General features: G+C 71.5%; 18 protein-coding genes. 9 read left to right on the forward strand and 9 right to left on the reverse strand.

Annotated features, from left to right (window positions below; genetic code table 11):
- Positions 1 to 58: 58 nt before the first annotated feature.
- Together ACQP2Y_RS07025 and ACQP2Y_RS07030 are read left to right on the forward strand one after the other, a co-directional pair.
- Positions 59 to 409, forward strand: a complete 351-nt coding sequence (locus ACQP2Y_RS07025) for a DUF742 domain-containing protein (protein ID WP_360555403.1) — start codon at positions 59 to 61, stop codon at positions 407 to 409.
- Positions 390 to 989: a GTP-binding protein gene (locus ACQP2Y_RS07030; RefSeq protein WP_433725659.1), complete on the forward strand. Its 600-nt coding sequence runs from the start codon at positions 390 to 392 to the stop codon at positions 987 to 989. The genes ACQP2Y_RS07025 and ACQP2Y_RS07030 overlap by 20 nt, the downstream gene beginning before the upstream one ends.
- Before the next feature lie 16 nt (positions 990 to 1,005).
- On the opposite strand, the gene ACQP2Y_RS07035 is transcribed toward ACQP2Y_RS07030, so the two are convergent.
- Complete coding sequence (locus ACQP2Y_RS07035) at positions 1,006 to 2,706, reverse strand: BTAD domain-containing putative transcriptional regulator (protein ID WP_433725661.1); 1,701 nt, start codon at positions 2,704 to 2,706, stop codon at positions 1,006 to 1,008.
- Between the two features lie 166 nt (positions 2,707 to 2,872).
- On the opposite strand from ACQP2Y_RS07035, the gene ACQP2Y_RS07040 reads away from it, so the two are divergent.
- The 3 genes from ACQP2Y_RS07040 (at position 2,873) to ACQP2Y_RS07050 (ending at position 6,693) form a co-directional block, all read left to right on the forward strand.
- Positions 2,873 to 3,679, forward strand: coding sequence for a hypothetical protein (locus tag ACQP2Y_RS07040; protein WP_433725663.1), 807 nt, complete (start codon positions 2,873 to 2,875; stop codon positions 3,677 to 3,679).
- 78 nt (positions 3,680 to 3,757) lie between these two features.
- Positions 3,758 to 4,810 carry a lactonase family protein gene (locus tag ACQP2Y_RS07045; protein ID WP_433725665.1) on the forward strand — a complete coding sequence of 351 codons (1,053 nt, stop codon included), beginning with the start codon at positions 3,758 to 3,760 and terminating at the stop codon, positions 4,808 to 4,810.
- Between the two features lie 182 nt (positions 4,811 to 4,992).
- On the forward strand, positions 4,993 to 6,693 hold the full coding sequence (locus ACQP2Y_RS07050; RefSeq protein ID WP_433725667.1) for a VWA domain-containing protein: 1,701 nt from the start codon (positions 4,993 to 4,995) through the stop codon (positions 6,691 to 6,693).
- 53 nt (positions 6,694 to 6,746) lie between these two features.
- On the opposite strand, the gene ACQP2Y_RS07055 is transcribed toward ACQP2Y_RS07050, so the two are convergent.
- Positions 6,747 to 7,880 (reverse strand): PP2C family protein-serine/threonine phosphatase, encoded by a 1,134-nt coding sequence (locus tag ACQP2Y_RS07055; protein ID WP_433725669.1) that lies wholly within the window; start codon positions 7,878 to 7,880, stop codon positions 6,747 to 6,749.
- A gap of 50 nt (positions 7,881 to 7,930) precedes the next feature.
- Between ACQP2Y_RS07055 and ACQP2Y_RS07060 the strand changes: the two genes are divergently transcribed.
- Positions 7,931 to 8,407, forward strand: coding sequence for a MarR family winged helix-turn-helix transcriptional regulator (locus tag ACQP2Y_RS07060; RefSeq protein WP_433725671.1), 477 nt, complete (start codon positions 7,931 to 7,933; stop codon positions 8,405 to 8,407).
- A gap of 86 nt (positions 8,408 to 8,493) precedes the next feature.
- Here the strand turns inward: ACQP2Y_RS07060 and ACQP2Y_RS07065 are convergent, their stop codons facing one another.
- Positions 8,494 to 9,666: an ROK family protein gene (locus tag ACQP2Y_RS07065; RefSeq protein ID WP_433725673.1), complete on the reverse strand. Its 1,173-nt coding sequence runs from the start codon at positions 9,664 to 9,666 to the stop codon at positions 8,494 to 8,496.
- An 89-nt stretch (positions 9,667 to 9,755) separates the two neighbouring features.
- Here ACQP2Y_RS07065 and xylA point away from each other — a divergent pair, with 89 nt between their 5' ends.
- The 3 genes from xylA to ACQP2Y_RS07080 are packed head-to-tail and all read left to right on the forward strand — an operon-like array spanning position 9,756 to position 13,797.
- Positions 9,756 to 10,943 (forward strand): xylose isomerase, encoded by a 1,188-nt coding sequence (xylA, locus tag ACQP2Y_RS07070; protein ID WP_433725675.1) that lies wholly within the window; start codon positions 9,756 to 9,758, stop codon positions 10,941 to 10,943.
- A gap of 22 nt (positions 10,944 to 10,965) precedes the next feature.
- Entirely contained in the window at positions 10,966 to 12,381 is a 1,416-nt protein-coding gene (gene xylB, locus ACQP2Y_RS07075; protein ID WP_433725677.1) for a xylulokinase, read from the forward strand.
- A 9-nt stretch (positions 12,382 to 12,390) separates the two neighbouring features.
- Entirely contained in the window at positions 12,391 to 13,797 is a 1,407-nt protein-coding gene (locus tag ACQP2Y_RS07080; RefSeq protein ID WP_433725679.1) for an MFS transporter, read from the forward strand.
- Here the strand turns inward: ACQP2Y_RS07080 and ACQP2Y_RS07085 are convergent.
- The 6 genes from ACQP2Y_RS07085 to ACQP2Y_RS07110 form a co-directional block, all read right to left on the reverse strand.
- Positions 13,775 to 15,406: a glycoside hydrolase family 13 protein gene (locus tag ACQP2Y_RS07085; RefSeq protein WP_433725681.1), complete on the reverse strand. Its 1,632-nt coding sequence runs from the start codon at positions 15,404 to 15,406 to the stop codon at positions 13,775 to 13,777. The two genes, ACQP2Y_RS07080 and ACQP2Y_RS07085, sit on opposite strands and share 23 nt — an antisense overlap.
- Positions 15,407 to 15,443: 37 nt before the next feature.
- The gene (locus ACQP2Y_RS07090; protein ID WP_360825909.1) at positions 15,444 to 16,163 is read right to left on the reverse strand and encodes an HD domain-containing protein; all 720 of its coding nucleotides are present in this window, start codon (positions 16,161 to 16,163) and stop codon (positions 15,444 to 15,446) included.
- A 43-nt stretch (positions 16,164 to 16,206) separates the two neighbouring features.
- Positions 16,207 to 17,133, reverse strand: a complete 927-nt coding sequence (locus tag ACQP2Y_RS07095; RefSeq protein WP_433725684.1) for an MHYT domain-containing protein — start codon at positions 17,131 to 17,133, stop codon at positions 16,207 to 16,209.
- A 204-nt stretch (positions 17,134 to 17,337) separates the two neighbouring features.
- Entirely contained in the window at positions 17,338 to 17,481 is a 144-nt protein-coding gene (locus ACQP2Y_RS07100) for a GPGG-motif small membrane protein (protein WP_360554986.1), read from the reverse strand.
- Positions 17,482 to 17,612: 131 nt separating this feature from the next.
- On the reverse strand, positions 17,613 to 18,356 hold the full coding sequence (locus tag ACQP2Y_RS07105) for a metallophosphoesterase family protein (RefSeq protein WP_433725686.1): 744 nt from the start codon (positions 18,354 to 18,356) through the stop codon (positions 17,613 to 17,615).
- Positions 18,353 to 18,607: a hypothetical protein gene (locus ACQP2Y_RS07110; protein WP_360554983.1), complete on the reverse strand. Its 255-nt coding sequence runs from the start codon at positions 18,605 to 18,607 to the stop codon at positions 18,353 to 18,355. Before ACQP2Y_RS07110 ends, ACQP2Y_RS07105 begins: the two co-directional genes overlap by 4 nt.

Here is an 18,607-nt window from a genome sequence, read left to right on the forward strand (position 1 = left end):
GTCGCACACCTGGGAAGGCGGGCACCGGGCCGACCCGCTGCGGGCCCCGCACGACTGGATGGACCAGGATGCGGGCCCGGTGGTCCGGCCGTATGCGGTCACCCAGGGCCGGGTCGCCCCCTCCGGCGGCGAGTTCGACCTGGTCGCCTTCGTGGTGGCGACCGTGCCCGACGCGCCGCCGGCACCGTCGCTGCAGCCGGAGCATCATGCTCTGGTCGGCGCGGCGTGGGAGCCCACGTCCGTCGTGGAACTAGCCTCCAAACTGGACCTCTCCATCGGGGTCGTCCGGGTCTTGCTGGGTGATCTACGCTCGGCGGGATTGATTTCGCTCTACGAGCCCCCCGCGGCCTCTCAGCCGCACGACGTCGACGTACTCAAGGCGGTTGTCAATGGACTCCGTGCGCTCTGACCGAGACGGCACGCGCTCGCGTATCCCGGTCGCGCTCAAGATCCTCATCGCCGGCGGGTTCGGTGCGGGCAAGACCACCATGGTCGGCTCGGTCAGCGAGATCCGGCCGTTGCAGACCGAGGAGGTGCTGACCGGTGTCGAGGGCGCCGACGACACCTCGGGCATCGAGGAGAAGCGGACCACCACGGTCACGATGGACTTCGGTCGCATCACGATCACCGAGGACCTCCAGCTCTACCTGTTCGGCACGCCGGGGCAGGACCGCTTCTGGTTCCTCTGGGACGAGTTGTCGCAGGGTGCGCTCGGTGCCGTCGTGCTGGCCGACACCCGGCGGCTGGCGGACTGCTTCCCGTCGATCGACTATTTCGAGCAGCGTGGCACGCCGTTCGTCGTGGCGGTGAACTGTTTCGACTCCGACCGGCGCTTCGGCGCGAAGGCGGTCGCCAAGGCGCTCGACCTGGATCCCGATGTGCCGGTGGTGGAGTTCGACGCCCGGGAGCCGCTGGCCGCCCGCAACGTGCTGATCGAGCTGGTGGAGTACGTGGCGCGCCGGCAGCTGCTGGCGGCCGGCGCCCGCTGAGGTCGCCGGCGCGGCGTCAGCCGTAATGCGCGGAGGGGTACGTCGACGACCAGCCGCCGGGCGGGGTGCCGTGCTGCCTGGCCGGTAGGCAGATCAGCTTCGAGGAGAGCCTGTTCACCGCGCGCATCGGTAGCACGCCGCGGACGACGAGGTCCTCCGGCCGGGCGTACGGGCCGTGGTTGAGCCGGTCGATGACGATCCGGTGGGCCTGCTCCGAGCTGATCCCGGGCAGCCGGGCCAGTTCGTTGCCGGGCACGTGGTTGACGTCGACCAGCCCGCCGTCGTCGAAGGCGCGCATCAGGTCCGGCCGGCCGATGCCGAGGATGCGCGCCCGTTCCGGATCGAAGGTGGCGAACTGGCGGGCCTGGTCGCGCAGGGTGTGGCTGCGAGGGCTGTCACCCGGGTGTGAAGCCAGCACGGCGCCGTGCACCGCCGCGCCGATGGCGATCGCGGCGAACATCGTGAAGGCGATCCACTCGGTCGAGGTCAGGTCGGGACTGTCGACCGGGCTCGGGTTCGCCGCAGCGATCACCACGGCCACCATGAACAGCCCCGCATAGCCCAGGGCGACGAAGAACTGGCGCTGCTCCTGGCGGCGGATGCCGGCGTACACGAAGTAGATCCAGCTGCCGAACGAGCAGATGACGATCGGCAGCAAAGCCGCCAGGATCACCTCGCCGACCGGGAACCGCTTGCGGGGCGGCGCGTACGCGGGCGGCGCCGGTGTCGGCGCCCAGGGCGCCGCACCGACCGGGTATTGCGCCAGGCCGGGCGCCGGCCGGTGGTCCGGCACCACCTCGGTGACGTCCGGCGGGACGTACTGCTGCACGTAGCCGCCCGGTGGCGCGACCGCGGCGGCGGGCCGGGCGTTCTCCGGAGAGGCGCGCGGCGCCGGGATGTCGTCGCTGTCGGCCCACGGATCGACCGGTTCGGAGTAGAACGGCTCACCGCGCAGGATCCGCCGGTGCGTCTCCTGCATCCGTTCGCCCGGCTCGACGCCGAACTCCTCCAGGAAGTAGGCGCGGGCGTCGCGGAACGCGGCCAGCGCCTCGGCCTGCCGCCCGCCCTGGTGCAGCGCGATCATCAGCTGAGCGCGTAGCCCCTCGCGGAGCGGGAACTGCTCCACCAGCCGTACGAGATCCGGCATCAGCCCGGTGTGGTTGCCCCGGGCCAGCTCGATGTCGGCCCACTTCTCCCACGCGGTGGCCCGCGCCTCGGTGAGCCGGGTGCGGGCGGAGTCGAAGGCGGGCCCGCTCAGCCCGGCCAGCGCTTCACCCTGCCACAGCTGCAACGCCCGGCGCAGGGTGTCGGCCGCCTCGGCGAGCTGCCCGGCCTTGCGTTCGGCGGTGGCCTGGGCCAGGCCGGACTGGAACCGATCGGCGTCCAGGGCGCCCGCGTCGACGCGCAGGACGTACCCGCCGTGGGCCAGAGCGATCAGCTCACCCGGGGTCCGCGGCGAGCGGTCCGGCTCCAGCACCCGGCGCAACCCGGCCACGTATTTCTGGACCACGTTGGAGCCGTTCTCCGGGGGCTCGTCACCCCAGACGGCGTCGACGATCTGGTGGGTCGGCACCGGCCGGCCGGCGTTCAGCAGCAGCACGGCGAGCACCGCACGCTGCTTCGCCGGCCCCAGATCGACCTCCTCGGGGCCGCGCAGAGCGCGTACGTCACCGAGGATCTCGAACCGCAGCCCGGGGTCCGACGGTGTTCCGGTCACCGCGACACCCCCCTTGAGCAGCCCGTACGGGAAACGGCAGCGGAACGGCAGCCGGCAGCAGCATAACGGCAGCCCGGCGGCAGCACTGTCACCCAGGCTTCACTGCGTCAACTCGACATGGCGGACCGGCCGGGCCGGCCGCCGCGGGAGAGAAAGCGATGACGTGATGAATGTTTCTGAGGCTCGGCTGGCCGGTCTGGGTGTCCTGCTCGCGGTGAGTGTCGCGGCCGGTGGCTGTGGTGTCGCGGACGCCGTCGAGGACGCGGCCGCGCCCGCCTCGGCCAAGCCGCTCGCACCGCGGGACGCGCTGCTGAAGTCGCTGCCGGACGCCTCGACCGGCAGCTTCCGGTTCGAGGTCGAGGACGGCGAGACCCCGACCGTCGGGGAGTTCGACGCGAGCAAGCAGAGCTACCGGGTCGGCTTCCGGTACCGGGAGCCGTCCGCGGGCTTCACGCTGCACTCGGACTACCTGGTGGTGAAGAAGCAGTCCTGGATCAAGATCCGCTTCACCGGTACGGAGGGGCTGAGCGGTCTGCCCAAACTGCCCAAGAAGTGGATGCTGCTCGACCCGGCCAAGGTCAAGACCGACGACGTGCCGGTGGCCTACGACAACGAGACGGACCCGGGCGAGGCCGGTGTGGTGCTGCGGGCCGTCGTCGATGTCCAGCAGACCAGTGCCGGGCACTTCGCCGGCACGACCGACCTGACCCAGCTGGGCGACTCGTCGGTGGTCGAGCCGGCCCGGCTGAAGGCGCTGGGGGACAAGGCCAAGGCGGTGCCGTTCGAGGCGACGGTGGACGGCGAGGGGCGGCTGACCTCGACGGTCGTGCGGATCCCGGCCGCCGGCAAGACCAAGGCCAGCAGCTACGAGATCACCTACGCCGATTACGGCAAGACCCCCACGCCGGCCCCGCCGGCCGCGGACGAGCAGCAGCCGGCGACCAAGGCCGCCTACGAGCTGATCAACGCCTGAGGTACGGGGGACAGCGGCGGTCGCGCGGGTCTACGGGGGTCCGCGCGCCCGCCGCCCGCCCGTGATTGGATCTGGGGCATGGGCGCGAATCACGAGTACGTCTTCCTCGGCTGCTACACCGGTGAGAGCGGCGGCGAGGGGGAGGGCATCGCGCTGTTGCGGCGTGACCGGGCCACCGGCGAGCTGACCCGGCTGGGCGTCGTCGCCCGTACCCCGTCGCCGTCCTTCCTGGCCCAGCACCCCCGGCTGCCGGTGCTGTACGCGGTCAACGAGCTGGACGCGGGCACGGTGAGCGCATTCGCGATCGCGGAGGACGCGTCACTGACCCCGCTGGCCGTGCAGTCCACCGGCGGCTCGGCCCCGTGCCACCTCGCGGTCTCGGCCGACGCCCGCCACCTGCTGGTGGCCAACTACCTCAGCGGCGACGTGTCCGTGCACCCGCTGGACGCCGACGGTGTGCCGGGCGAGCGTTGTGACCTGCTCGGGTTCGAGGGACAGGGTCCGGTGGCGGACCGCCAGGAGGGGCCGCACGCGCACATGGTCGCGCCGGATCCGAACGGCCCGGACGTGCTGATCTCCGATCTGGGCTCGGACCGGGTGTGGCGGGCCCGCCTCGACCCGGTGTCCGGCCGGTTGACGCTGGTCGGCGCGGCGATCGTCGCGACTCCCGGCACCGGTCCGCGCCACCTGCGGTATGCGATCGACGGCGCGCTGCTGCTGGTGGGCGAGCTCACCGGCGACCTGACCTGGTACCGACCGGACACTTCGGACGGCAGTCTCCAGCTGGCCGGCGGGGCGGTGAGCAGCTCCGACAAGTCGAACTATCCTTCGGAGCTGGCGACCGGCCGCGACGGCCGCTTCGTGTACGTGGCCAACCGCGGTCCTGACACGGTCGCGGTGTTCGCCTGGGAACCCGACGGCGGCACTCTGATCGCCGAGGTGGCGACCGGCGGGCAGTGGCCGCGGCACCTCGCCCTGCTCGGGGATCACCTGTACGTAGCCAATGAGCGTTCACATACCGTCACGATCTTCCGGATCGACCCGGACTCGGGCATCCCGCAGTCCCAGGGCGAGCCGGTGGCCGAGGGAAGTCCGACGTGCGTGCTGCGCTGGAATCCGATCACCGGCTAGCTTGCACGGCCCGGATTGGCTTCATCACGGAACGTGAATTAAGTACGGGAAAACCCCGATCCGAGTAACTTTCGTCCGAACGTATATGGCATTCGCGTCTCCTACTGCGCAGTATGGAGCGCGTGTCAGGCCGCCATCGCAGAAACTTCAATCTCAGAGGAGCCGGCGTCGTCGCATCAGCGATGGCGATCGTTGTCGTCCTCGCTGGTTCCTGGCTCGGCTATCAGAGTCTCGCCGCGGACAAGTGCTCCGGTCAGATCAAGCTGACCGTCGCTGCCGCTCCCGAGATCGCCCCCGCCGTGGACCGCGCTGCTCAGCAGTGGGTTTCCGGCGGTGCCAGTGTCAACGGAACCTGTGTCGCCGTGAACGTGACCGGCGTCAACCCCGCGACCACGGCCTCGGCCCTGGCGCTCAAGCACGGTGTCACGCTCACCGGTCTTCCCCCGGCGGGTAAGTCGTCGCTGGTCCCGGACGTGTGGCTGCCGGACTCGTCGACCTGGCTGCTGCGGCTGCGCTCCGAGGCCTCCGGCTTCGTGCCCACCGACGGCAAGTCGATCGCCCGCAGCCCGGTCGTGGTCGCCATGCCGGAGCCGGTCGCCCAGCAGGTCGGCTGGCCCGACAAGAAGCTCGCCTGGTCCGACCTGCTGGCCAAGATCACTACCGGCAACTCGCTGCGCACCGGCATCGTGGACCCGACCCGTGACGCGGCCGGGCTGGCCGGTCTGCTGGCCCTGGGCAGCGCCACCGGCACCGACCCGGCGGCCAAGGCCACCCAGGTCGGCGCCCTGCGCGCGCTCGCCGCCGGCAGTTCCTCGCTGCGCGACGACCTGCTGCAGAAGTTCCCCCGCTCGCTCGACGCGGCCGACCTGGCCAGCAGCATCAGCGCCGCACCGCTGTCCGAGGAGGACGTGGTCGCGTACAACGCGGAACGCCCCGAGGTGAAGCTCGCCGCGCTCTACCTCGAGCCGACGCCGCCGGCGCTGGACTACCCGTACGCGGTCATGCCCGAGGTCGACCTGACCAAGGCCGCGGCCGCGACCGGTCTGCGCCAGGCGCTGGAGCAGCCCGGCTTCAAGAACGAGCTGGCCGCCTCGGGCCTGCGGGCCGCCGACGGCACGGTCGGCAACGGCTTCGCGGCCCCGGTCGGCGCGCCGCCGGCCTCCCCCGCCGCGGCCAAGCCCGCCGGTGGTTCCGAGGGCGCCGCTGCGGCGGGCCTGGACGCCGGCGCGCTCAACCGGGCGCTGGGCAGCTGGGCCGCGATCACCCTGCCGGGCCGCGCGCTCGCCGTCTTCGACGTCTCCGGTTCGATGCTCACCAAGGTGCCGACGGCCGGTGGCCTGACCCGCGCCGAGGTGACCAGACGGGCCGCTGCCCAGGGTCTCGCCCTGTTCGACGACAAGTGGGCGGTCGGCACCTGGATCTTCTCCACCGAGCTGGTGGGTAAGCGGCCGTGGAAGCAGATCGAGCCGATCAGCCCGCTCTCCTCGCGGCGGGCCGCGCTGGCCGCCTCGATCCAGAAGATCCAGCCCAAGGAGGGCGGCCAGACCGGTCTCTACGACACGGCGCTGGCGGCCTACAAGAACGTGCAGGACAGCTGGCAGGGCGGCAGGGTCAACTCGGTGCTGCTCTTCACCGACGGGGCCAACAAGAACCCCGACGGCATCAGCCGGGCCACCCTGGTCGCCGAGCTCAAGAAGCTGGCCGACCCGACCCGCCCGGTGCGCCTGGTGATCATCGGTATCGGCAACGAGGTCGACCGCGGCGAGCTGGAAGCGATCGCCAAGGCAACCCGCGACGGCGGCGTGTTCGTCGCGCCCGACCCCGCGAAGATCGCCGACATCTTCCTCGAGGCGATCTCGTCCCGCTCGGGCGCCAAGAGCTGACCCGCTGAAAGACACCACGGCCGCCGGTTCCCGCGAGGGAGCCGGCGGCCGTCTCAGTTCGTCGTGCCGCCGGTCCAGTCGAGACAGACGGCCACCGCGTCGTCGTCCAGGTCGCCGCCGACGAAGGCCCGCAGATCACCCAGCAGCGAGCGGATCGCCTGCAACGGTGCCAGCGAACCGGTCCGCCGGACGAACCGGTGCAACGCGGACTCGCCGTACCGGCTGTTCTCCTTGGCGGCATCAAAGACGCCGTCGCTGACGATCAGGAGCCGGTCGCCGGGGCGCAGGGTGAAGGTCTGCGGCCGGTACTCCGAGGTCTCGAACATGCCGAGCGGGAACTGCGCCTCCAGCGGCTCGTCCAGCACGTCGCCGTCGCGCAGCACCATCATCCGCGGCGAGCCGGCATCCACCGCCTGCACCACCCCGGTCCGCAGGTCGAGCTCCAGCAGCAGCGTCTCCACGTGCAGGTCGCCGCGGTGCTGGGCGAAAACCGCCTGATCGGCGAGGGCGGCCTGGTCGGCCAGCGCCAGCCCGGCGCGGCGGGCATTGCGCAACGCGTACGTGGCCAGCGACGTCAACAGGGTGGCGTTCATCCCGTCGCCGTGGCCGTTGAGAACGTTCAGGTAGAGCCGTCCGTCCTGCTCGGCCCAGTCGAAGCTGTCGCCGTGCACCGCGTACGACGGCTCGAGCTGCCCGGCCAGGCTGAACGACGGGCCGTTGCGGCTGCGCCCGGGCAGCAACTCCCACTGCATCTCCGCCGCCAGCGTGAGGCGCCTGGTGCGGGCCGCGACGGCGTACCGATCCGTGCCGGCGGCTGCTGCTTGCAGCTCGTGGGCGAGCATCGAGGCCACTTCGGCCAGCTCGGCCCGCGTGGCCTCCGAGTCGGGCACCGGAGTGAAGCGCAGCACCCCGATCCGTTCGCCGCGCGCGGTCACCGGCACAAAACCGGTGTGCCCGGCGACGACCTCGCCCTGGTGGTCGAACGCGCGCCACGCCGGATCGCCGGCCCGGGTGACCGGTGGGCCGTCGAGCAGCGGCAGCAGGGTGGCCAGGCGGTAGTCGACCAGCAGCAGGTCGAGGTCGGTCACCGCGTACTCCTTGGCGACCGTCTCCGCGAGGCCCTCGACCAGGCGATCAGCCGGCGCGTCGCGCAGCGCGCGCCGGACCGCGGTCAATCGGTCGGACACGGTTTCCACCCCTCGACAGCCTCCGGCGTACGGGTAGTCTCTGTCGCACCATGGCCGAACACCATGGGCCGGATGGGCCGGACCCGATGCGCGCCGCGGCAGTCGACGACGCCGCGCCCGCACTGCTGGCGATGTGGGATGCCGCCCGCCAGCGGGCCACCCCGCTGCTCTCCGGCCCCCAGCTGAACGCCCTGCTCGTGGTCGAACGCGAGGAGGGCATCAACCTGCGCGGCCTGGCGACGCAACTGCGGATGATCCTCTCCTCGGCCAGCCGGCTCTGCGACCGCCTGGTGGCCTCGGGCATGGTGGAACGCGCGCCGGGCCGGGCGGACCGCCGCGAGATCGCGTTGTTCCTGACGCCGTCGTCCCGCCAGCTGCTTGAACACCTGCGCACCACCCGCCGTGAGCTGCTGACCGACGTGCTGGAGCGGATGACGCCCACCGGCCGGGCCTCGCTGCTGCACGGCCTGAGCGAATTCGCCGCCGCGGCCGACGAGGCGCCGGGCTCGACCGCCCGCTCAGCCTGAGCTTACGGCCGCCACCGGTCCGGCGCGGCCTGCTCACCGCGTGAGCCCACCCACCCCTGGGCGGTGAGGCCCCGCGCGGTCCAGAATCACGGCCGGCGGCGCGCGAGCCAGGCCGCAGGGTCGTCGAGCACGCCACGCAGCACCGACCCGGCCGCCCCCAGCATCGCCGCGTCCGGCCCCAGCGCCGCAGCCCGCAGTTCCACCGGCGACCAGGCGGCAGTGAGCACCCGCCGACCTGCCTCAGCCGCGATGCCGTCCCGCAACCAGGGCAGCAGCGACGCGTAGCTGCCGCCGAGCACGATCGTCCGAACATCGAGCAGATTGACCACAGTCGCGATAGCCATGCCCAGCGCGGCACCAGCCGCCGTGAGCGCAGCCAGCGCGTCAGGCTCCCCGGCTGTCGCGGCAGCTGCCAGCGCACTGACCGTGCCGACACCAGCGGCGCGGAGCACAGCCTCCTGCCCGGCGTACTGCTCAAGACACCCCCGAGCGCCGCACCGGCAGCCCGGCCCGTCGGAGTTGATCGGGATGTGCCCGATCTCGCCGCTCCAGCCCCGGGAGCCCCGATACAGCGCGCCGTCGAGCACGATGCCGGCGCCGATGCCGATCTCGCCGCTGACGTAGACGAAGTCCTGGGGGAGTTCGCCGACGTCGAGCTCGCCCAGCGCGGCCAGGTTGGCCTCGTTGTCGACGGTCATCGCCAGCCCGTCGGGCAGGTCTCCGACGGTGACCTCCTGCCAGCCGAGGTTGGGGGCGATCCGCACCATGCCGTCGGCGGCGACCAGACCCGGCACGGCGAGCACCGCGCCGGCGACGGTCAGCCCGTCCGCTTCGGCCAGCGCCCGTGCGCGGGCAGCGAGTCGACCCAGTCCGGCGAGCGCGGTCTGCGGATCCTGGAGGCGCTGGTCGCCGGGCTCCACCAAGCGGTGCCGGACGGCTCCGGTGAGGTCGACGACACATGCGCCCCGGTAGTCGACGTTGATCTCCAGGCCCAGCCCGGCCGGGCCGTCCGGCGCGACGACCAGGCCCACGGCGGGCCGGCCGGCTCCGGTGCGCGGCGCCGGCTCGCGTTCGGTGAGCAGGGCGCCGGTGACGAGGTCGTCGACGAGCGCGGAGACGGTGGCCCGGGTGAGCCCGGTGGCCGCGGACACCGATGCCCGAGATATCGGATCTGGGCTGTTCGCCACGGTTCGCAGCACCAGCGCGAGATTATGGGCCCGCACGCTCGATTGCCGGACCGGGGATCCCATAGCACTCATCATCCGGCCCGTCACGCCCTTGACAATGCCACACCGCGGTCAAATAATTCAACCAATAAACAAATCAGTTCTGTTACGTGGAGGTAACCGTGTCGGTCCAGCCCACCCGCGAAGACAAGTTCTCCTTCGGTCTCTGGACCGTGGGCTGGACTGCCCGTGACCCCTTCGGCGACGCCACCCGCACTGCCCTCGACCCGATCGAGGCGGTGCACAAGCTCGCCGACCTCGGGGCGTACGGCATCACCTTCCACGACGACGACCTGGTGCCGTTCGGGTCCGACGCGCACACCCGTGACGGGATCATCGCCAACTTCAAGAAGGCCCTCGAAGAGACCGGCCTGATCGTGCCGATGGTGACGACCAACCTGTTCACCCACCCCGTTTTCAAGGACGGCGGCTTCACCAGCAACGACCGCAGCGTCCGCCGGTACGCGCTGCGCAAGGTCCTGCGCAACATGGACCTCGCCGCCGAGCTGGGCGCCAAGACGCTGGTGTTCTGGGGTGGCCGGGAGGGCGCCGAGTACGACGTCGCCAAGGACGTCCAGGCCGCGCTCGACCGCTACCGCGAGGGCCTCAACCTGCTCGCCCAGTATTCCGAGGACAAGGGCTACGGCCTGCGCTTCGCCATCGAGCCCAAGCCCAACGAGCCCCGCGGCGACATCCTGCTCCCCACGGCCGGGCACGCCATCGCGTTCATCCACGACCTCGAGCGCCCCGAGCTGTTCGGCATCAACCCCGAGGTCGGCCACGAGCAGATGTCGAACCTCAACTACACCCAGGGCATCGCCCAGGCGCTGTGGCACGGCAAGCTCTTCCACATCGACCTGAACGGCCAGCACGGCCCCAAGTTCGACCAGGACCTCGTCTTCGGCCACGGCGACCTGCTCAGCGCGTTCGCCACGGTGGACCTGCTGGAGAACGGCGGCCCCGGCGGCGGCCCCGGCTACGACGGTCCCCGGCACTTCGACTACAAGCCCTCCCGCACCGAGGACTACACGGGCGTGTGGGAGTCGGCCAAGGCCAACATGCGCATGTACCTGCTGCTCAAGGAGCGCGCGGCGGCCTTCCGGGCCGACCCGGAGGTGCAGGCGGCGCTGGAGGAGGCCAAGGTTCTGGAGCTGTCCAAGCCGACGCTGAACGACGGCGAGAGCTACCAGGATCTGCTCAACGACAAGAGCGCCTTCGAGAACTACGACGTCGACGCGGCCGGTGCCCAGGGCTACCACTTCGTGAAGCTGCACCAGCTCGCCATCGACCACCTGCTGCGCGCACGCTGATCTTCGACGGAGAATGAACCCCATGACGCTGGTAGCCGGGATCGATTCCTCGACACAGTCCTGCAAGGTGGTCATCCGTGACGCCGAGACCGGCAAGCTGGTCCGGCAGGGGCGGGCGACCCATCCCGACGGGACGGAGGTGCATCCCGACGCCTGGTGGTCCGCGCTGCAACAGGCCATCGACGAGGCCGGCGGCCTGGACGACGTGGCGGCCGCGTCCGTCGCCGGCCAGCAGCACGGCATGGTGGTTCTGGACGAGAACGGCGAGGTCGTGCGCCCGGCGCTGCTGTGGAACGACACCCGCAGCGCCGGGGCCGCGGCCGACCTGATCGAGGACCTCGGCGGTGGCGACGCCGGCCGCCGGGCCTGGGTCGACGCGGTCGGCATCGTGCCGGTGGCCAGCTTCACGCTCACCAAGCTGCGCTGGCTGGCCCGGAACGAGCCGGCCGCGGCCGAGCGGGTAGCGGCGGTCTGCCTGCCGCACGACTGGCTGACCTGGAAGCTCTCCGGTGCGCAGGGCCTGGACACCCTGCGCACCGACCGCAGCGATGCCAGCGGCACGCTGTACTGGTCGGCCAAGGCCAACGAATACCGGCACGACCTGCTCGAGCTCGGCTTCGGCCGGCGGCTGCTGGTGCCCGAGGTGCTCGGCCCGACCGGGATCGCCGGTCACCTGCCCAACGGCGCACCGCTCGGCCCGGGCGCGGGCGACAACGCCGCGGCCGGCCTCGGTGCGGGGGCGCTGCCCGGCGACGTGATGATCTCCATCGGCACGTCCGGCACGGTGTTCGTCTCCTCCGACGTCGCCCCCGACGACCCGAGCGGCACGGTCGCCGGCTTCGCCGACACCACCGGCCGGTTCCTGCCCATCGTCGTCACGCTGAACGCCGCCCGGGTCCTCGACGCGGCGACCCGGCTGCTCGGCGTCGACCACGAGGAGCTGTCCCGGCTCGCGCTGTCCGCGCCCGCGGGGGCGGACGGGCTGGTGCTGATCCCGTACCTGGAAGGCGAGCGCACCCCGAACCGGCCGAACGCGACCGGTGCCGTGCACGGCCTGACCCTGCGCACGTCGGACCCGGCGCACCTGGCCCGGGCCGCGGTCGAGGGCATGCTGTGCGCGCTCGCCGACGGCCTGGACGCCCTGGTCGCCCAGGGTGCGACGGCCAACCGCATCGTGCTGGTCGGCGGCGGCGCCCGCAGCGAAGCGGTCCGCCGCATCGCGCCGGCCCTCTTCGGCCTGCCGGTGCTGGTCCCGCCGCCCGGCGAATACGTCGCGGACGGGGCCGCCCGCCAGGCCGCGTGGGTCACGGTGGGTGGTGACGCGCCACCGACGTGGTCCGCCGAGACCCCCGAGGTGTACGAGGACAGCAGCGCCCCGATCATCCGGGAGCAGTACGCCGCCGCCCGTGACGCCGTGATCGACAGGGTGTCCGGCTAACCTCGTCGCGTGAGATGGCGGGGAGGACCGGCGCATCGCGCGTACAGCGTGATCGTCTTCGTCATCCTCGCCTCCCTCGACAACGTCGCGATCAACCTCGTCCCGCCGCTGTACGGCAGCATCGCCGACGACTACGCCGTGGGCGAGGGCCACATCGCCCTCGCCACCACGGTGATGTTCCTGATCAGCGCGGTGGCCGCGATCGCCTGGGCGTACGCGGGGGACCGCCTCGACCGCAAGCCGGTGCTCATCGCCGGCACCCTGATCTGGGTGGCCGGCACCGCCTGGTCCGGCCTGGCCGGCAGTTATCCGTCGTTCCTGCTGTCCCAGGTGCTGGCCGCGATCGGGCTGGGCGGGGTCGCCAGCGTCAGCTTCTCGGTGGTCAGCGATCTGATCTCACCGCGGCGCCGGGGCCTGGTGATGAGCTTCTGGGGCCTGTCGCAGGGCGTCGGCACTCTGGTCGGCACGCTGCTGGCCGGGTTGCTGGGCTCGGCCGACTGGCGGCGGCCGTTCCTGGTGGTGGCCGTGGCCGGGGTGATCGCCACGGTGGCGTACGTCTTCACCTTCGACGTGCCGCGCGGGGACAGTCAGCCGGAGCTGGCCGGCGTCGAGTACGACGAGCGGATCCACCACGACCACCTGCCCCGGATCCTGCGCCGGCGGACCAACATCTGGCTGATCCTGCAGGGTCTCACCGCGCAGATCGCCTTCGGGTCGCTGGTGTGGCTGCCGGTGCTGTTCCGCTCGCGCGCCGAGGATCAGGGTTACACGACGGCCACCGCGGTGATCGTGGGCAGCGTCTTCGCCACGTTGTTCCAGCTCGGCGGGGCCCTGTCGATCCTGGGCGGGCTGATCGGCGACCGGCTGCAACGCCGTACCCCCCGGGGCCGGGCCCTGGTCGCGGCCGTGGGCGTCATCGCCGCCGTGCCCTTCTACGTGGTGCTGTTCTTCGTGCCGTTCCGCATCGACGTGCCGGACGGCGGCAGCGCCGGCGACGTCGTGCTGGCCATCCTGGGTCAGGTCCTCACCGAGCCGACGGTCGGGCTGAGCCTGGCCACCGCCATCTTCGCGCTGGCCCTGACCTCGGCCAACTCGCCGAACTGGTTCGCGCTGATCGCCGACGTCAACCCGCCGGAGCACCGCGGCACCGTCTACAGCCTGGGCAACCTGGTCAACGGGGTGGGCCGGGCCGGCGGGAACGCCCTGGTCGCGCTCGTGTTCCGGCAGCTGGCCGGGGCATTCCCTCCACCGCTGAACTATGCGGTCGGACTGGCCGCGTTCCAGTTGTTCTTCATCCCGACCGGCGTCATGTACTGGCTGGCCAGCCGGACGGTGGCCAGGGACATGGCGGACACCCATGCGGCCCTGGCCACCTACGGCAAGCGGGAAGAGGTCAGACCCGCGCCCACACAGTGACGTCCTGCGGCACCCGGCCGTCGTCGGTGAGCGGGCCGCTGGCCAGCTGCACCCGGGCGTTGAGCGGCAGCTCGGCCGGCGCGTCGCCGAAGTTGGTGAGCACCAGCAGGCCGCCGTTGCGGAACGCCAGCACGTCCGCCGGGGTGTCCACCCAGCGCAGCGTGCCGGTGCCCAGGCCGTGCTCGGCGCGCAGGCGCAACGCCGCCCGGTAGAGCTCGTACGTCGAGCCCGTCACGCCGCGCTGGCGGTCCAGCGCGTACTCGGCCCATACGCCGGGCTGGGGCAGCCAGCTCGCGTCGGCGGGCCCGAAGCCGTACGACGGGGCGTCGGCCTCCCACGGGATCGGCACCCGGCAGCCGTCGCGACCGCGCTCGGCGTGCCCGGAGCGTTCCCAGGCCGGGTCCTGGCGGTATTCGTCGGGGATCTCGGTGGCCTCCGGCAGCCCCAGCTCCTCGCCCTGGTAGAGGTACGCCGAGCCGGGCAGCGCCAGCATCTGCAGCGTCGCCGCGCGGGCCCGGCGCAGGCCGAGCGCCACGTCCGGCTGCGGGTCGCCGATGCCGATGCCGTGCTTGCGGGGCTCGCCGACCGGGTAGCCCAGCCGGGTCGCGTGCCGCACCACGTCGTGGTTGGAGAGGACCCAGGTGGTGGGGGCGCCGACCGCGGCGTTGGCGGCGGTGGTGCTGTCGATGACCTTGCGCAGCGGGTCGGCCGACCACGGGGTGTCGAGATATTCGAAGTTGAACGCCTGGTGCATCTCGTCCGGGCGCACGTAGCGGGCCAGCCGGTCAGCGGGCTGCACCCAGGCCTCGGCGACCAGGATGCGGCCGCCCTCGTACTCGTCGAGGACCGAGCGCCACTGCTGGTAGATCTCGTGCACGCCGTCCTGGTCCCACATCGGCGGCGGCGGGGCACCCTCGGGCGCGAGGCCGCCGAGGATCTCACCGGCGTAGTGCCAGTCGGCGAAGTCGGCGTCCTTGATCAGGCCGTGCGCCACGTCGACCCGGAAGCCGTGGACGCCGCGGTCGAGCCAGAACCGCAGCACGGAGACGAACTCCGCCCGTACGTCCGGGCTTCCCCAGTTGAGGTCCGGCTGCGAGACGTCGAACAGGTGCAGGTACCACTGGCCGTCGCTGACGCGTTCCCAGGCCGGCCCGCCGAAGACGCTCTTCCAGCCGTTCGGCGGCTCGCTCCCGTCCGGGCCGCGGCCGTCGCGGAAGATGTAGCGCTCGCGTTCCGGGCTGCCGGGCGCGGCGGCCACGGCGGCCCGGAACCAGGCGTGCTCGTCGGACGTGTGGTTCGGCACCAGGTCGACGATGACCTTCAGCCCCAGGGCCCGCGCCTCGCTGATCATCTTGTCGGCGTCACCGAGGTCGCCGAAGCGCGGATCGACCGCGCGGTAGTCGGCCACGTCGTAACCGGCGTCGTGCTGCGGCGACGGATAGAACGGCGACAGCCACACCGCGTCCACGCCGAGCTCGCGCAGGTCGCTCAGGCGGGCCGTGATGCCGGGCAGGTCGCCCATCCCGTCGCCGTTGCTGTCGGCGAAGGAACGCGGATAGATCTGGTAGATGACGGCGCTGCGCCACCAGTCGGTCTCGGGGGATGGCATGCTCCCAGGCTAACGGCGGCGGGGCGCCGAACCGGGGTCAGCCGTCCAGAATCGCGGCGAAGCGTTCCTCCGCTAAATCGAGTTGGTCCAGGATGTGGTCCTTCGCGGCGACGGACAGCGGGGTGTCCGGGCGCCCGACCAGCTCCCGCAGCTTCGGCACCAGCGGCCGGTACTTGATCGCCGAGCTGCGAGCCTTGTCATATGTGGTGTGGATGACTCCGACGCCGTTGTCGGTGAAGTCGGAGATCTTGATGATCCGGGCCCACGGGTCGCGGTCCAGATTGTCGGCCACGTGGGCCCGGTACTGCTCGTGCTTGTCGCGTTCCGGGTCGTACTCCGGGTTGGTGACCGACCGGACCAGCTCGGCCATCCGCGGGTTGAACCGCCGGGCCAGCTCGGCCACCGCGGCGTCGGTCAGCGTCTGGTGCCCGAGCGTCGGGTCCAGGCCGGCCAGCTCGGCCGGATGGTCCTCCACGGCGTCGTGCAGCAGGGCCGCCGTGAGCACGTCCACGTCCCGGATGCCGTAGTAGCGGATGATCCGGATCGCGACCCGCAGCAGGTGGTTCAGGTACGGCTCGCGGACCCGCCGGTCGTCGGCGTGCAGCCGGGCCGCCAGCTCCAGCGCCTCCTCCAGCTGCCGCCGGTCGTCGGGCGGGAACTCGAGCAGTTCGAGGGAGAACCGCTCGCGCAGACCCGCCTCGCCGTACACCTCGGTGATCGCGTGCAACGGCATCGACAGCAGCATCCTTGGCGCCATGCCGATCAGGTATACCGGACTCGGCCGCCGCGTGGGTCCACGATCAGGAAGGGACGTCGATCAGCGGCTCGTCGATCAGCGGCTTGGGGCGCAGCGGGACCGGGCGCGGCGAGGGCCGGGTGCCGGGCGACGGGCGGCTGCCGGGGGTGCGCCGCATGGCCGACATCGACGCCTGCTTGAGCGACCAGGGGTTCTCGGCGTGCATCCCGCGGCGCGGCACCCCGTCGCCGAAGGTGAACTCCTCGTCGGTCATCGCCTGCAGGGCGCTGAGCGCGACACCGAGGATCAGGGCGGCGCTGACCAGCGTGATCGGCACGATCATCAGCAGTGGCTTGATGCCGCTGACGTGGCCGGAGACGGTCGGGCTGAGCTCGACGGACATGCTGGCCATCCCGGTGTAGTGCATGCCGAAGACGGCCATGCCCATCAGCGCGGCGGCGCCGGTCATCGCGCCCATGCCCTTGACCGAGACGGCGAACCAGAGGGCGGCGGCGCAGGCCACGACCGCGATGATCGCGGACGCGGCGACCAGGGTCGGGTTGAAGTGAATCTTGCCCGACACGTGCAGCCCGGCCATCCCGGTGTAGTGCATGGCCAGCACGCCGATGCCGGTGAAGAAGCCCGCCACCGCGATCTTCGGCAGGCTGCGCCGGCCGTGCCCGACGACCATCAGCCCGAGGCCCACGGTGATCACCGACAGGCCCAGGCTCGCCATGGTCACCCAGGGGTTGTACCGCACCGGGCTCTGCGGCACGTCGAAGCCGAGCATCGCGGTGAAGTGCATGAGCCAGATGCCGGCGCCGCCGATCGAGAAGGCGGCGATGACCAGCCAGCGGTTGCGCCGGCTGCGGGAGCGGGCGCTGCGCGCCCGGCCGGTGGCGAGCAGGCCGAGGAAGGAACCGAGCACCGCGACCAGGTACGCCGCGATCGGGTTGAAGGCTCCGTAGGTGAAGTGATGGACCTCGGCCACTTTGTCGTCACGCCCTCACGAACATCGGGAACAGTTCGCTGAGGATTGAGCCATACGTCCGATGTGGGACATCGCACGTCGTGTGCGTCCCGCTACACAAAGAGAACCGGGGCCACCGTATGGCTGCCTTCGAGAGGTAGCCATACGGCAGCCCCGGTGCGGTCGTCGTGACCGGTCAGGAAACTGCCGGGGAGGGAGGGGGGTCTAACTGAAGATGCTGACGCCACCGGGGCCCACGAGAAGACCCACGATGATGAGGACGACGCCCCAGAGGATCTGCCGCCGGAACAGCGCGAGGATGCCGGCGACCACGAGGATGACTGCGAGGATCCAAAGCAAAAGTGACATGTCGATCTGGTACCCGACGGCCAAAAATCCAAAACCTGTGAGCCGGGGCACCGGGGCGAAAAACTCCACCAACGACAGCGGCCCCGCCACCACCCTCGCGGGCGGGACGGGGCCGGACGGCCGGGCGGTCGTCAGACGGTCGCGAGACCGGCGTCGACGTCCTCCGACAGCAGCTGGTAGACGTTGTACGCCTGCTTGATCACCGGGTGCGCCACGTTGCGCACGGGCACGCCGCCGGGCGTACGGCCCCGCTCACTGCCGTGGTGCGCGTGCCCGTGCAGGGCCAGCGCCGTCGGGGCCGAGTCGATCGCCTGACCCAGCAGGTACGACCCCAGGAACGGATAGATCTCGAGCGGCTCACCGACCAGCGTCTCGGGCACCGGGGCGTAGTGGGTCAGCGCCACCAGGGCATCGCAGTCGAGCCCCCGCAGCGCCGCACCGAGCCGCTCGGCGATCGCCTCGGTCGTACCGACGAAGTTCTTCATCTCGCGCTCGCCGAACGAGCTGGCACACGCCCCGGCGAACCCGCCGCCGAAGCCCTTGGCGCCGGCGATGCCGAGCCGGTGACCGTTGATCTCCAGGACGGTCGCGTCGCCCTCCAGCACAGTCATGCCGGCGTCGCGGAGCACGTCGCTGAGCGCGTCCTGCTGGTCACTCTGGTGGTCGTGGTTGCCGAGCACGACGACGACCGGTACGCCCAGCTCGCCGAACTCGATCGCCATGCACTTGGCCTCCTCGACGGTGCCGTGCCGGGTCAGGTCCCCGGCGATCAGCAGCGCGTCGGCGACCCCGGGCAGCTGTTCGAGCGCGGGCCGGTAGCGGCCCAGGACGTCCTTGTCGACGTGGACGTCGCCCACGGCGGCGATCCGGATCATGAGATCTCCTCCACCTCGCTGGGCGCCGCGGCGCGCACGATGCCGATGTCGCAGGCGATCTCCACGTCCGGGAAGTTCGCCGTGATCTGCCGGCAGATCTCGTCGCGCCGCTGGGCGCTCTCCACCTCACCGCCGAGCACCAGCAGGTGCTCGCGGCGTTGCAGGGTGATGCCCTGCTCGGCGATCGCACCGTTCTCGGTGAGCAGGCGCTGGATCTCCGCCTCCACGTATTCGTCGAGCTGTGGTGTCAT

The organism is Actinoplanes sp. CA-051413 (assembly GCF_050955795.1).
In the GTDB taxonomy this organism is placed as follows: domain Bacteria; phylum Actinomycetota; class Actinomycetes; order Mycobacteriales; family Micromonosporaceae; genus Actinoplanes.